General features: G+C 67.0%; 11 protein-coding genes. 10 read left to right on the top strand and 1 reads right to left on the bottom strand.

The genetic code is table 11. The features are described 5' to 3' along the window. Positions 1–4 precede the first annotated feature (4 nt). The 10 genes from EV652_RS35145 to EV652_RS35100 all read left to right on the top strand — a co-directional run bounded on the left by EV652_RS35145 (position 5) and on the right by EV652_RS35100 (position 12,239). Positions 5–1,867, top strand: coding sequence for a right-handed parallel beta-helix repeat-containing protein (locus tag EV652_RS35145; RefSeq protein WP_199238580.1), 1,863 nt, complete (start codon positions 5–7; stop codon positions 1,865–1,867). 5 nt (positions 1,868–1,872) lie between these two features. Continuing rightward, positions 1,873–3,750, top strand: a complete 1,878-nt coding sequence (locus tag EV652_RS35140) for a right-handed parallel beta-helix repeat-containing protein (protein WP_132213613.1) — start codon at positions 1,873–1,875, stop codon at positions 3,748–3,750. A gap of 5 nt (positions 3,751–3,755) precedes the next feature. Next, positions 3,756–4,508, top strand: coding sequence for an SDR family NAD(P)-dependent oxidoreductase (locus EV652_RS35135; protein WP_132213612.1), 753 nt, complete (start codon positions 3,756–3,758; stop codon positions 4,506–4,508). Continuing rightward, complete coding sequence (locus tag EV652_RS35130) at positions 4,505–5,692, top strand: CaiB/BaiF CoA transferase family protein (RefSeq protein ID WP_132213611.1); 1,188 nt, start codon at positions 4,505–4,507, stop codon at positions 5,690–5,692. The genes EV652_RS35135 and EV652_RS35130 overlap by 4 nt, the downstream gene beginning before the upstream one ends. Next, positions 5,689–6,795 (top strand): type 2 periplasmic-binding domain-containing protein, encoded by a 1,107-nt coding sequence (locus EV652_RS35125; protein ID WP_132213610.1) that lies wholly within the window; start codon positions 5,689–5,691, stop codon positions 6,793–6,795. Before EV652_RS35130 ends, EV652_RS35125 begins: the two co-directional genes overlap by 4 nt. Further along, positions 6,788–7,561: an enoyl-CoA hydratase/isomerase family protein gene (locus EV652_RS35120; RefSeq protein ID WP_132213609.1), complete on the top strand. Its 774-nt coding sequence runs from the start codon at positions 6,788–6,790 to the stop codon at positions 7,559–7,561. The genes EV652_RS35125 and EV652_RS35120 overlap by 8 nt, the downstream gene beginning before the upstream one ends. 37 nt (positions 7,562–7,598) lie before the next feature. Further along, the gene (locus EV652_RS35115; RefSeq protein ID WP_158441408.1) at positions 7,599–8,504 is read left to right on the top strand and encodes an MBL fold metallo-hydrolase; all 906 of its coding nucleotides are present in this window, start codon (positions 7,599–7,601) and stop codon (positions 8,502–8,504) included. A gap of 140 nt (positions 8,505–8,644) precedes the next feature. Continuing rightward, positions 8,645–9,688, top strand: a complete 1,044-nt coding sequence (locus EV652_RS35110) for an ABC transporter permease (protein ID WP_242002188.1) — start codon at positions 8,645–8,647, stop codon at positions 9,686–9,688. Then, positions 9,685–10,614, top strand: a complete 930-nt coding sequence (locus tag EV652_RS35105; RefSeq protein ID WP_132213607.1) for a carbohydrate ABC transporter permease — start codon at positions 9,685–9,687, stop codon at positions 10,612–10,614. Before EV652_RS35110 ends, EV652_RS35105 begins: the two co-directional genes overlap by 4 nt. Before the next feature lie 89 nt (positions 10,615–10,703). Further along, on the top strand, positions 10,704–12,239 hold the full coding sequence (locus EV652_RS35100; protein WP_132213606.1) for a type 2 periplasmic-binding domain-containing protein: 1,536 nt from the start codon (positions 10,704–10,706) through the stop codon (positions 12,237–12,239). A gap of 99 nt (positions 12,240–12,338) precedes the next feature. Here the strand turns inward: EV652_RS35100 and EV652_RS35095 are convergent, their stop codons facing one another. Beyond that, positions 12,339–13,616, bottom strand: a complete 1,278-nt coding sequence (locus EV652_RS35095) for an SGNH/GDSL hydrolase family protein (protein WP_132213605.1) — start codon at positions 13,614–13,616, stop codon at positions 12,339–12,341. Between the last annotated feature and the right edge of the window lie 70 nt (positions 13,617–13,686).

The raw sequence follows: 13,686 nt of genomic DNA, 5'->3' as shown, positions 1-13,686 counted from the left end.
CGCGGTGTGGCCGCAGCGAAGTCTGGCAGTCGGGCTGGCTCTGGGCGTAGGTCTGGTGATCGGGGCCGGTTCCGCTCTCGGTGTCACGCCTGAGAAAGAGGCCGCGGATTGTCCGTCCTTCTGGGTCGCCCCGGACGGCGACGACAAGGCACCCGGAACCAAGTCGAAGCCTTGGCGCACCGTGGAGCAGGCCCGTGACACGATCCGTGCGCGGGGTCTGAATCGGCAGCTGTCCTGCGATCTGGTGGTGAACCTGAAGGCAGGCACCTACCAGGTCGCCAAGACGATCGGCTTCGACGATCGTGACTCCGGGTCGAACGGCCACCAGGTCGTCTACCGGAGCGCGGACGGTCCGGGCAAGGCTGTGCTCGAGGCAGCGCAGGAGGTCACCGGCTGGACGCCGTACAAGGACGGCATCTTCAAGGCGAAGGTGGATATCGACCAGCCGTTCTACACCCTGTACGTCGACGGCGAGCGCGCCACCACGGCCCGGTACCCGAACCGGCGGTCGGACGTGGAATGGGCGCCGTACCTGGAATCGGTCCTGATCGAGCCGGAGAAGGAGGCCGTCCGCGACCAGGTCGGCTACACCGACGGCGACTGGAACGAGACCTGGAACCTGAACAGCTACACCGACTGGCCGGCTCAGCTGATGATCTGGTCCGGCGGCTCGTGGAGCTGGTTCACCGACACGGTGCCGATCAAGAACGCGGACTGGAAGGACAACAAGGTCATCCTGGACTACTGGACCCGGTACGCGATGATCAACTCCCGGGCCGGTTCGCGGTACTTCGTCCAGAACTCGCTGGACCTGCTCGACGCCGAGGACGAGTACTACCTCGACTGGGCCACGAAGGAGCTGTACTACAAGCCGCGCGGCGGCACGATGGACGGCAAGCGGGTGCTGCGCCCGACGCAGACCGAGGTGTTGTCGCTGGCCGGGGCCTCGCCGACGCGACGGCTTCAGGACATCGCCTTCGAGGGGCTCGGGATCACGTCCACCGACTTCATGCAGTGGTACCGCTCCGGCTGGATCAGCGCGGGTGACTCCGGCCAGAAGCACAAGTATCCGGAGTACGACCGCCAGATCGAGATGACCCGCAACCGGTTCGGTGCCGTCACCCTGACCAACACCCGCAACATCGGCCTGTCCGGGCTGCACCTGCGCGACACCGGCTACCACGGTGTCTACCTGAACGCTGCCAACGACCACGTGAAGATCTCCGACAGCCTGCTGGAGAACATCGGTGCCGACGGCATCAAGGTCGAGGGCGGCTACCCAGGGGAGGGCGACGTCGCCCACCACAACACGTTCACCAACCTCTACATCGACCACATCGGTGAGTTGGTCCCTGGTGACGCGGCCGGGCTCGAGCTGATGGACACCAGCAACAACGAGATCTCGCACATCGTGGTGAAGCACAGTGCGCGGTACGGCATCAGTCTGGAGGCCCGTCCCGAGGTGAAGGACGGCGAGGGGTACGCACTGAACAACAACTTCTCCTACATCAGGCTGGAGGAGACCGGTCTGGACAGCGGTGACATGGGCGCCTTCTACACGTACGGCGTCGACAACCAGGAGCCGCATCCGATCCAGAACACGGTGAAGCAGATGGTGATCACCGACGTGATCCCGGACGCCTCGATGCCGGACAGCGGCACCCGGGGCGTGCACATGGACGCCGGCGGTTGTGGCTTCAGCTTCGCCGACATCGAGGTCGGCCAGGTGACGGACGACAAGTACCAGTCGTACCAGTGCAACCAGGTGACCAACGCGAACTGGGCCGAGGGTTTCGACGCCTCGAAGATGGAGTACGACAAGATCGGTGTGCTGCCCACCTTCCCCTACGACGTGGCGGGGCGGTGATCGCGATGTCGACACGATCAGGTTTGATCATCGGTCTCGCGGTCGGTCTGCTGGTGCCCGCGGCGGTCTTCGGCGGCTCGGCGTTGGGTGCCGGTGCATCGCCGGCTGCTGACCAGGCCGGATGCACGTCCTTCTGGGTCTCGCCGGACGGGAACGATTCGGCGATCGGTAGCAAGGCCAAGCCGTGGCGGACGGTCGAGCATGCCCGCGACACCATCCGCACGCGCAACCTCAACAAGAACCTGTCCTGCGACCTGGTGGTCAACCTGAAGGCCGGTACGTACAAGGTCGACAAGACGATCACCTTCGACGACCGCGACTCCGGGTCGAACGGCCGCCAGGTCGTCTACCGAAGTGCCGACGGTCCGGGCAAGGCGGTGTTCGAAGGCGCCACCGAGGTCACCGGCTGGACGCCGTACAAGGACGGCATCTTCAAGGCGCCGGTGGACGTGGACCAGCCGTTCTACACGCTGTACGCCGAGGGGAAGCGGGCGACCACCGCGCGGTACCCGAACCGGCGGTCGGACGCGGAATGGGCGCCGTACCTGCGCTCGATCCTGTTCGATCCGACCAAGGAGGCGGTCCGGGACCAGATCGGGTTCAATGCCGGTGACTGGGATCCGGCCTGGGATCTGCGGCTCGGTACGTCGTGGCCTGCCCAGGTCACGGTCTGGTCGGGTGGATCCTGGTCGTGGTTCACCGACATGGTGCCGCTGCTGGACATCAACTTCACCAAGGGGCGGACGACGCTGGTCTACCCGGCGCGCCACGGGTTCATCAACTCCGGCGGCGGCTCGAGGTACTTCGTGCAGAACTCGCTCAGCCTGCTCGACCAGGCGGGGGAGTACTACCTGGACTACCCGGCCAAGCAGCTGTACTACAAGCCGGCCGGCGGCACGATGGACGGCGTCACGGTCCAGCGCCCGGAGTTGACGCAGGTGTTCTCGATCGCCGGCGCGTCGGTGAATCGACGGGTGGAGAACCTGACGCTCGACGGGTTCGCGATCCAGCACACGGACTTCATGGAGTGGTACCGCTACGGCTGGAACGGCACCGGTGACTCCGGCTACAAACGCCCGTACCCGAAGTACGACACGCAGATCGAGCTGCCGCGCAACCGGTGGGGCGCGATCACGCTGACCAACACCCGCGGCGTCCAGCTGACCCGGTTGCATCTGCAGCAGACCGGGTTCACGGCGATCGAGTTGCTGTTCGCCAACGAGAAGACGACGGTCTCCGACAGTCTGTTCGAGCATCTCGGCAACGACGGCATCAAGGTCGAAGGCGGGTGGCCGGGTGAGGGCGATCTTGCCCACGGCAACACCTTCACCAACAACTACATCCATCACATCGGCGAGCTGGTCCCGGGCGACTCGGCCGGTTTCGAGATCATGAACAGCGGCCGCAACGAGATCAGCCACACCGTCGTCGAGCACGGCGCCCGGTACGGCATCAGCATCGAGTCGCGACCGGAGGTCCCGAACCAGGACAACTACACCGGCGGCAACACCGTCCACCACGTGCGGCTGTCGCACCTGGCCAAGGACAGCGGTGACACCGGTCCGTTCTACGCGTACGGCGTCCGCAACCAGCCGCCGTACACCCCGGACGCGGCCGTGTCGCAGCTGATCATCGACGACGCCAACGCCGATCCGTCGATGCCGGACAGCAAGCCGTACGGCGTGCACATGGACTTCGGCGGCTGTGGGTTCGCGTTCTCCGACGTGAAGGTGACGAACACCGAGAGCGATCCGTACCACGGGCCGTCCGCGGGACCGTGCGACACCTTCGCCAACGTCAGCTGGGAGCCCGGGTTCGACGACTCCCGGATGCAGTACGACCAGATCGGCGTACTGCCGTCCTTCCCCTACGAGAAGCCCTGAGGTCTATGGACACGCAACGTTTTGCGGGCAAGGTCGCGCTGATCACCGGAGGTGCCTCCGGGATCGGCGCGGCCACGGCCGGCCGGATCGCCGCCGAGGGCGGCACGGTGGTGGTCTGCGATCGCGACGGCGACGCCGCGGAGAAGGTCGCCGCCGAACTCGGGGGCACTGCTCGCGGGTTCCGGTTGGATGTCACCGACCTCGGCCGCACCGAGGAGATCGTTGCCTCGCTGGACGCGGTGCACGTCCTGGTCAGCGCGGCGGGGGTCGACGTCTGCGACACCGTGCCGAACACGACTCCCTCCGAGTGGCAGACGATCCTCGACGTCGACCTGACTGGCGTCTACAACTCCTGCCGGGCGGTGCTGCCGCGGTTCATCGAGCAGGGCGGTGGCGCGATCGTGACGATCTCGTCGGCGATCGGCACGGTCGGGGAGCGCAACCGGTCGGCGTACTGCGCAGCGAAGGCCGGCGTGGAGAACCTGACCCGCGCGATGGCACTCGACCACGGCCGGGCCGGGGTCCGGGCGAACTGCGTTGCCCCCGGGCTGATCGACACACCACTGATCCGCAACGGCAAGGTCGGCGGCGAGGATGATCCTGGAGCGATGCAGGCGATGGTCGACCGGCACCACGCACTCGGCCGGATCGGGCAACCAGATGAGGTCGCGGCTGCGATCGCGTTCCTGGCCAGCGACGACGCCTCGTTCATTACTGGCGCCGTACTGCCTGTCGACGCCGGCTGGACGGCTCAATGAGCATCCTGAACGGCTACCGCGTGCTCGACCTCTCGGTGGCGATGGCCGGACCGCTGGCCGCGATGCGGCTCGGCGACCTCGGCGCTGACGTGGTGAAGGTCGAGCCTGTCGGAGGCGAGTGGCAGCGGCAGACGGCCGCCGGTGGTGCTGTTGGCAACGAAGTGAACGCGTCGTTCCTGTCGCTGAACCGGAACAAGCGCAGCCTCGCAGTCGACCTGAAGTCCGACGAGGGCCGCGAGTTGCTCTATGAGTTGGTGCGTACGGCGGACGTGTTCCTGCAGAACTACCGTCCTGGGGTCGCTGCTCGACTCGGCGTCGACTACGAGACTCTGCGTCAGTTGAAACCCGACCTGGTGTACGTCTCGGTGTCCGGGTACGGCGAGACCGGCCCGTACGCCTCCTGGCCCGGACAGGACCTGCTTGTGCAGGCGATGAGCGGTGCGTTGTTCAGTGCCGGTCGACCAGGTGAGCCGCCGGTGGCAGCGCCGTACTTCTTGGCTGATGCTGTGACTGCCTACAGCTCGTTCGAGGGCGTTCTCGCCGCCCTCCTCCATCGCGAACGCACCGGCGAAGGACAGCTGGTTCAGGTGAACATGCTGGACGCCGTGATCGCGATGCAGATGCAGGAACTGTCCGTGCACACGGTCGGTCGGGTTGCCCAGACACGGTCCACGGAGGTGCACGCGCACAGCTACATCCGGGCGCCGTACGGCATCTTCAGCACCGCTGACGGCTACCTCTCACTGGCCTTTGCCGAGCTTCCGGTGCTGGCCGAGGTGCTCGACGTACCCGCGTTGGCCGAGCTCGATGCGGAGCGGGACGGGTTCGTCCGCCGGGACGAGATCTCCGCGGCCGTCTCGGCGGCGCTGACCCGGGAGTCGACCGACCACTGGCTGACGAAGTTGCGGGAGCGCGGTGTCTGGTGTGGTCCGGTGTATTCCTACGCCGACATCCAGTCGGACCCGCAGGTGCTGCACAACGGGTCGTTCGTGACGTACGAGCACCCGACCGAGGGGACGGTGACGACGCCGGGGTTCCCGTATCGGTTCAGCCGGACGCCGGCCGAGGTACGACGCGCTGCACCGCTGACCGGTGAGCACACGGACGAGTTGCTGGCGGAGCTTGGCGTGCCGGCTGAACGTCGTGCGGAACTCGTGCGGGACGGCGTGGTGGTGTCTCGGTGACCGTCCAGTTGCGGGGGCTCACCTGGGACCATCCGCGGGGGCATCGTCCGTTGGAGGCATTCGAGTCGGCCGGCGGTGCGCCGGGTGTGCGCGTCAAGTGGGACCGGCAGCCGTTGGCCGGCTTCGAGTCCACGCCGCTGTCCGAGTTGGCCTCGCAGTACGACCTGCTCGTCATCGACCATCCAGGGCTGGGTGCCGCGGTGGAGGCCGGGGCCATCCTGCCCGTGGAGGATGTGTTCGCTGCGCGGGATCTGAAGGTCTGGCGGTCGCGGGCGGTCGAGCCGACGTGGGAGAGCTATCGGCTGGACGGGTACGGCTGGGCGGTGCCGCTGGATGCCGCGACGCAGACCTGCCTGTTCCGGCCCGACCTGCTTCGCCGGCCGCCTGCTAGCTGGACCGAGGTTCTGGACCTGTCCGGGGTGGTGCTGTGTGTTGCCGGGCCGCATGCGGGGTTGATGCTGCTCGGCCTGGCGGGTGATCGTTCGGGGGCCGGACTGCTTGATCGGTCGCGCGCGGTGGCGGCTCTCGAGCTGCTGCGTGAGGTGTGGCGGCGGAGCGATCAGAGTGCGGCTTCGCTCGATCCGATCGGGATCCATGAATTGCTTGCTGTCAGCAACGAGCTGGTGTGCTGCCCGCTGGTCTACAGCTACGCGTACTACGGCGCCGGCCTGGACGACCGTCAGCCGCTGGCCTGGTCGGCGGCGCCGCGGTTGCGGCCCGACGATCGGCTGGGCAACGGCACGCTAGGCGGCACTGGGCTGGCTGTGACGCCGCGGGCCTATGCGCGGGTGCTGGCTGTGACGAAGTACGTGCGTGGACTGCTCGACGTCGGGACTCAGCTGGACGTCGTGTCCACGGTCGGCGGGCAGTCGGCGACCGCGGCCGTGTGGGCGTCCGATGTGGTGGACAAGGCATGGAACGGGCACTACTCGGCCACGCTCGGCACGCTCACGACGTCGTACATCCGGCCGCGGTTCGACGGGTGGATCGGCTTCCAGGACGAGCTGTCGTCGCGGGTTCGCGCGCTGCTCGGGAACACCGCCGACCTTGCGACGGCGGTCGATCGGATCGAGGACGACTACCGGAGGGCAAGCCATGGATGAGGGCCGGATCCGCTTCGAACAGGACGGCCGGGTCGGAGTGTTGACCCTCGACCGACCGGCGAAGTTGAACGCGGCCACCCGCGCGATGAGCACCGAGTTGCTCGAGCTGATCCCGCGGATCGACGAGGACCCGTCCGTGCGGGCGGTGGTGGTGACGGGCGCGGGCGATCGGGCCTTCTCGGTCGGCAGCGATGTCGGCGAGCTCGATGCCTACGACGGCCCGTGGCACTTCCGGAACCGCCGCGACTACTGCGACGCGTTGCGTGGCTTGCGTACGCCGGTGATCGCGGTGGTCAACGGGTATGCGTACGGCGGTGGGCTGGAGCTGGCGTTGTCGTGCGATATCCGGCTGGCGGCGTCGACCGCGAGTTTCGCCGCGGCGGAGATCAAGCTCGGGTGGATCGGCGGCGGTGGGGTGACCGCGCTGCTGGCCGCGAGTGTGCCGGCGAGTGATGTCGCGATGATGCTGCTGACCGGTGATCCGATCGATGCCGCGGAGGCACTGCGGATCGGGCTGGTCAGCCGGGTGCTGCCCGCCGACGAGTTGTTGCCGGCTGCAACCGAGTTGGCGCATCGGATCGCCGAGCGACCACCGATCGCAGCCCAGGCGGCGAAGGCGAACCTGCGGGCCGCCCTGTCGATGGGGCTCGAGCCGGCGATCCAGTACGAGCGGGAACTGCAGGCCGTGGCCCTCGGGACTCGCGACGCAGCCGAAGGCCGAGCGGCCTTTGCAGAGCGTCGTACCGGCGACTTCGAAGGACGGTGAGCCTGTGCCGACTGAGATCGCACCGGGAATCCATCGGTTGGCGACGGACTATCCGCACGTGTGTGGTCTGCCGCTGTGGCTACACGTGATCGACGCCGGCTCCGAACTGGTGCTGCTCGATGCCGGCATCGCGTCCACGCCCGAGGCGGCGACGGCGCCGGAGTTGGCCAAGCTCGGGTTGGGGCTGGCGGATCTGACGCTGGTGGTGAACAGCCATGCGCATCCCGACCACATGGGTGGCAACGCCGTCTTGAAGGCGTCAAGTGGTGCGCGGGTGGCGGCTCCGGCCGCTGAGGTCGGGTGGCTGGAGGACAACGAGACGTTGCTGACGGAGTTGTGGGGCTCGGACCCGGCCGCCCTGGATCTGTCGCCGGCCGAACGGGACGAGTTGCTGGGCATGCTGGATGAGCGGGTGCGCGTGGATGTGCTGCTGCGCGACGGCGATCTGCTGCCGGCCGACCGTCCGCTGCGTGTCATCACCACAAGTGGCCACAGTCCCGGGCATATCGCCGTACTGGATGAGACGTCGCGGACGCTGTTCTCCTTCGACGACGTCCAGGGTCGCGGGCAGCAGTTCCTGGACGGCTCGGTATGGCTCGCACCCTTGTATACAGACGTGGAGCGCTATGTCGGCGGCCTCAGCCGGCTCCTGGAGTTGGACTTCGATTTCCTGGTGCCGTCGCATGGAGACGTCCTGAATGCGGACGCCGGACGCAAACGTATTAATGACAGCCTCGAATGGGTCGACGACATTCATAGCTTCACGCGCAGCCTGCTGCGCGCGAAGGGCTCTCTCACCGTCCGTGACCTGGCGGGTGCCATCGGTACTGAAATGGGCGATTTCGGCGGCTTGTGCTTGCAGACCGTGAGAATGGCCCGGGCCCATCTCGAACTGCTGGCTCGCCAGCGCGGCGCCGAACCCCGCTGGCACCACCTGTCATAACCCGTTTGCCGAGGCTCCCGACGCTCGTACGCCGCTCCGTTCGACCTGCGCAAATCACCAAAAAGCGACAAGATCGGACGGGACGGTAAGCGCTCTCCAACGCCGTAGAGCGCCGTTCGACGAGACGCAGGGAGTGTCGCGTGGCTCGAGCAGACGGAGTTCTCAGCCCCGAAATCCAAGAAACCAAGCGTATCGATCCGGCCGGTGCGACCGGTTCCGGACCGCCGGGCACCACCGCCCCGGCGAGGAGATCGGCACCTCCATCCGGCGGGCTCTCCTGGTGGGCGCGAGCACGCCGGGACAAGGTCCTGCTGCTGATGGCGCTGCCTGGTCTGGCCTTGTTGCTCGCGTTCCACTACCTGCCGTTGCTCGGCAACCTGATCGCGTTCCAGGAGTACCTGCCGTTCGTCCCGATGGGACGCAGCGCGTGGGTCGGTTTGGACAACTTCGCGGTCATCTTCAACGGTGACCCGGAGTTCCTCAACGCGCTGAAGAACACGCTGCTGATCACGCTGGTCCAGGTGATCTTCGTCTTCCCGGCGCCGATCGCGCTGGCGCTGCTGCTGAACAGCCTGCTGTCGGAGCGGATCAAGCGGATCGTCCAGTCGGTGCTGTATCTGCCGCACTTCCTGTCCTGGGTGATCGTGATCGCGATCTTCCAGCAAGTGCTGGGCGGCAGCGGCATGATCAACAACGCCTTGCGGTCCCAGGGAATCGCGGCGATCGACTTCCTCGGCAATCCCGACACCTTCATCACGCTGCTCACCAGTCAGGTGATCTGGAAGGACACCGGCTGGGGGACGATCCTGTTCCTGGCCGCGTTGACGCAGATCGATACGGGGCTGTACGAAGCCGCCCGGGTCGACGGCGCCTCGCGGTTGCGGCAACTGTGGCACATCACCATGCCGGGGATCCGCGGGTTGATCATCCTGCTGCTGATCCTGCGGCTCGGAGACTCGCTCACCGTGGGCTTCGAGCAGATCATCCTGCAGCAGAACCTGGTCGGTAGACCGGCCAGCGAAGTCCTGGACACCTACGTCTACAACAACGGCGTGCTCGCAGGTCAGTGGGGTGTCTCGGCCGCAGTCGGCCTGGTGAAGGGTCTCGTTGCCGTCGTCCTGGTGATCGGCGCCAACAAGATCGCACACGTCTTCGGCGAGGCAGGGGTGTACCGCAAATCATGAGCACACAAACTGACCTCGAACGGCCCGCCGCCGCGCCGCGCCGGCCGGAACTCATCGACGCACCCGGGCTTCCGGTCCGGGCGATCAAGGGCATCGTGCTCGTGCTCTGCTGCGTGGTGGTGATCGTCCCGTTCATCGGGGTGATCTCGACCAGCATCGCCAGCCAGGCCCATGTCACCAACTCCGGCGGCTTCGTGCTGTGGCCGGACGGGATCAACCTGGACGCCTACCGGACGATCTTCAACGGTGGCGTGGTGCTGCAGGCGCTGACGGTCAGCTTCGTGATCACCATCGGCGGCACGTTCATCAGCCTGGCCGGGTCCACGATGCTGGCGTACGGCCTCAGCCGGCCCGGCTCGTTCGGGCAGCGGCCGATCCTGATGATCGTCTTGTTCAGCCTGCTGTTCAGCCCCGGGCTGATCCCGAACTACCTGGTGGTGAAGCAGTTCGGGCTGCTCGACTCGCTGCTGGCGCTGATCCTGCCGACCGCGATCAGCGGCTTCAACGTGATCATTCTGCGCGCGTTCTTCATGAGCATCCCGGACTCGGTGCTCGACTCGGCCCGGGTCGACGGCGCCGGCGACTTCCGGATCTTCTGGTCGATCGTCCTGCCGCTGTCGCGGGCGGTGCTCGCGGTGATCGGCCTGTTCTATGCGGTCGCCTACTGGAACGCGTTCTTCAGCGCGATGCTCTACATCAGCGACACGGCGAAATGGCCGCTGCAGCTGGTGCTGCGGACGTACGTGATCAACAACACCGAGCTCAGCAGTGGTGATCTCGGCGGGGCGGCGGCCGACCAGCTTCCGCCGCAGGAGTCGATCCAGATGGCGATCCTGGTGATCTCTCTGGTGCCGATCCTGATCGTCTACCCGTTCCTCCAGCGGCACTTCGCCAAGGGCATGCTGACCGGGGCGGTGAAGGGATGACCATGACCAGCAAACGGATCAGCAGAAGAAGCCTCCTCCGCGGGTCATTGGCGGCTGCCGCCATCGGCAGTCTGAGCGGTTGTGCCACGGTGACCAGATCGACCGACATCGCGGCGCTGAACAAGCCGGTGCAGCTGCCGACGTACCAGCGGTTCGACGGACCGAAGCCGGACCTGCCGCGGAGTCATCCGTTGATGCCGGACTGCTTCTACCGGTTCCCGGCGCAGCCGATGAAGGTCGCCGACGGCGCGCCCGGGGACGGCAGTGACGTGTCCGGGTCCGCACCGACGTCGAACCCGATCCCGCCGACCGCCGACCGCAACCCGTACTGGCAGGAGCTGAACAAGAGACTCGGCTCGCCGATCGGGCTGACCATCACCGCGGCCGCCGACTACGACGACAAGTTCGCGACCGCCGTGGCCGGAGACACCCTCGGCGATCTGTTCAATGTCGAAGGCACGTTCGCCTATCTGCCGCAGTTCCTCGAGGCGCGGGCGCAGGACCTGACCGAGTACCTGTCCGGAGACGCGATCCTCGACTATCCGTTCCTGGCCAACCTGTCCACCGAGTCGTGGCGCGGCTGCGTGTTCTCCGGTGCCATCCGGGCGGTCCCGATCCAGCGCGGCGTGATGTCGTCCAACCTGCTGCTGGCCCGCCAGGACATCCTGGACAAGCTCGGCGTCGAGCTCGGTTCGCCCAACCTGGACGAGTTGATCAAGGTCGCCAAGGCGGTCACGGACCAGAAGAAGAATCGCTGGGCCTTCGCCCTCCCACCGTCGGCGGCGCTGGGTGCGATGCTCCGGTTGCCGAACGACTGGGAGGTCCGCGACGGTCGCCTGGTGCACAGCCGGGAACTCGAGGAGCACAAGCAGATGCTCTCGATCGGCAGGCAGATGGTCGTCGATGGGCTGATCCATCCCGACGGCGTGGCGAAGAACAACCAGAAGGTCTGGTTCAGCCAGGGCTCGGCGGTGATGACCCAGGACTCGTACTCGTCGATCCAGAGCTTCTACCGGCGCAGTGTGGTGAAGGAGTTCGCGATCGCGATCCCGGTCGTGCGGGATCAGGCCGGCAAGACCGGGCGGTTCCTGCTGGGCAAGCCGAACAACTCGATCGCGGCGATCAAGCCCAGCTCGCCGGAGCGGACCCGGATGCTGCTCGGGTTGCTGAACTGGTTCGCCGCGCCGTTCGGCACCGAGGAGTACCTGTTCCGCAAGTTCGGCCTGCCCGGGCGCCACTACACGCTGAAGGGCACCGACCCAGTGCTGACCGAGGCCGGCGGCAGTGAGGTCTGCCTGGGTGAGTTCCCGGTTCAGTACCTGGCCGACGGCGGCTATCCGGTCTACTTCCCGGGCCACGCCGAGGCGGTCGACGTGGCGCACAACCACCTCAAGGCGATCCTGCCGACGGCGATCCCGCAGCCGACCTACGGGCTCTACTCGCCGACCCAGTCGACCAAGGGCAAGGTCTTCGACACCCGGATGGACGCGATCACCAAGGACATCCAGCTCGGCCGCGCCAAGATCTCGGCCTGGGACGAGGCTGTCGCCGACTGGCGCAAGTCCGGCGGCGACGCGATCCGCCACGAGTACGAGGAGGCCATGGCCGTCCAAGGCCGCAAGTAACAACCGGCGGTCGGGGCCACGCCGCCCCGCACCTAGGGTTCCCGGCCCCACCTGCCAACGCCGCGCGCACCGCCCCCAGGGCGGTGCGCGCGGCTTCTTCTAGTCGCAGCGAAGTGTGTCGAGATTGGCCGCATTGCCCATGGCGTGGCTGCCCGCGTCGTTCGGGTGGAGGCCGTCGCCCCCGTCGTATGCAGCCTGCAAGCGACTCGGGTCGGCCGGATCCCGGGTCGCAGCGTCGAAGTCGACGACGCCGTCGAACTCACCGCTGTTCCGGATGAACTCGTTGACGGCTTGCCGCGCCGCCTCCTTCTCGGGCGTGTAGACGAACGAGCCGCCCACGGGAGTGATCGTGCCGCCGACGATGCACCGGCCGGAGGCGTGCACCCGGGTGATCAGCTGGCGGTAGCCGTCGATCAGTTCGTCCGCGCTGGCGCCGGCGTAGATGTCGTTGATCCCTTCCAGCACAAGGACAGTCCGTACACCGGGCTTGGTCAGGACGTCCCGATCCAGGCGAGCCAGCGCACTCGGCCCGGCACTGCCGGCCTTCGCGACGCCGTTGAGGACGCGGTTGCCGGAGATCCCTTCGTTCGAGATCCCAAGTCGCCGGTGCTCGGGCAGTTCGGCGTACCGGTCGGCGAGAACGTCCGGCCAGCGGCGGTTGGTGTCGATCGTCGAACCGACTGACGAGGTGATCGAATCGCCCAGCGTCGCCACGGTGTCGACCTGCTGCGGCGCGGTGACGATCGCCGCGTTGAGGAAGAACCACGCGGACGACTCGGTCTGATACGCCGTCGCCGACTCGTCCGCCGCGTGATCGCCGGAGGTCGACTTGTAGCTGTGCTGCATGGCCCGGTTGTGCGCTGTGATCACGCCCGTCGTGCCGACCACATGCAGACTCACGGTCACGCTGGTCTGCGCAGGCACCGCCCCCGGCAGCGGATCGCTGATCGCCATCCCGCCCGGCGGTATCCGCACTGATTCCTTCCCACCGAACGTCAGCCGCCGGCTCGTCCCTGGCACGACGCTCGCGCCAGCCTGATGTCGCCCGACGTACACGGAATCAGTGACCAACGGCTGGTCGCCGTGCGCGTTCGACAACCGGATCCGCAGGTCACGCCCACCGACGCTCGTCCGCATGATGTTCCGCACCGTCATGTCGTTCAACGTCCCGCCGGCGATGTCGTCACTGGCACCCCACGTCGTCACCAGTTGCGACCCCTGCCCACCATCCGCCGCGGCCCCGGCCGCCGCCGAGTCAGCCGCCGCGGACCCAGCCGCTGCCGAACCGTCCGGGGCTGCGGAGTCCACCAGGCCCGCCGCGCCCACCGCCATCACCAGCACACTCGCGCCCACTCGGCGCCACGAGGAAGAATTCATTCTGCCAAGTCACCGCTGAATAGATATAACCTCAACGAGTTGCACCTGTTGCAGCGCCCAGCGGTCCCTT

Origin of the sequence: Kribbella steppae, assembly GCF_004342025.1 — a bacterium.
Lineage (GTDB): Bacteria > Actinomycetota > Actinomycetes > Propionibacteriales > Kribbellaceae > Kribbella > Kribbella steppae.
This window is presented reverse-complemented; position numbering and strand designations above follow the sequence as displayed.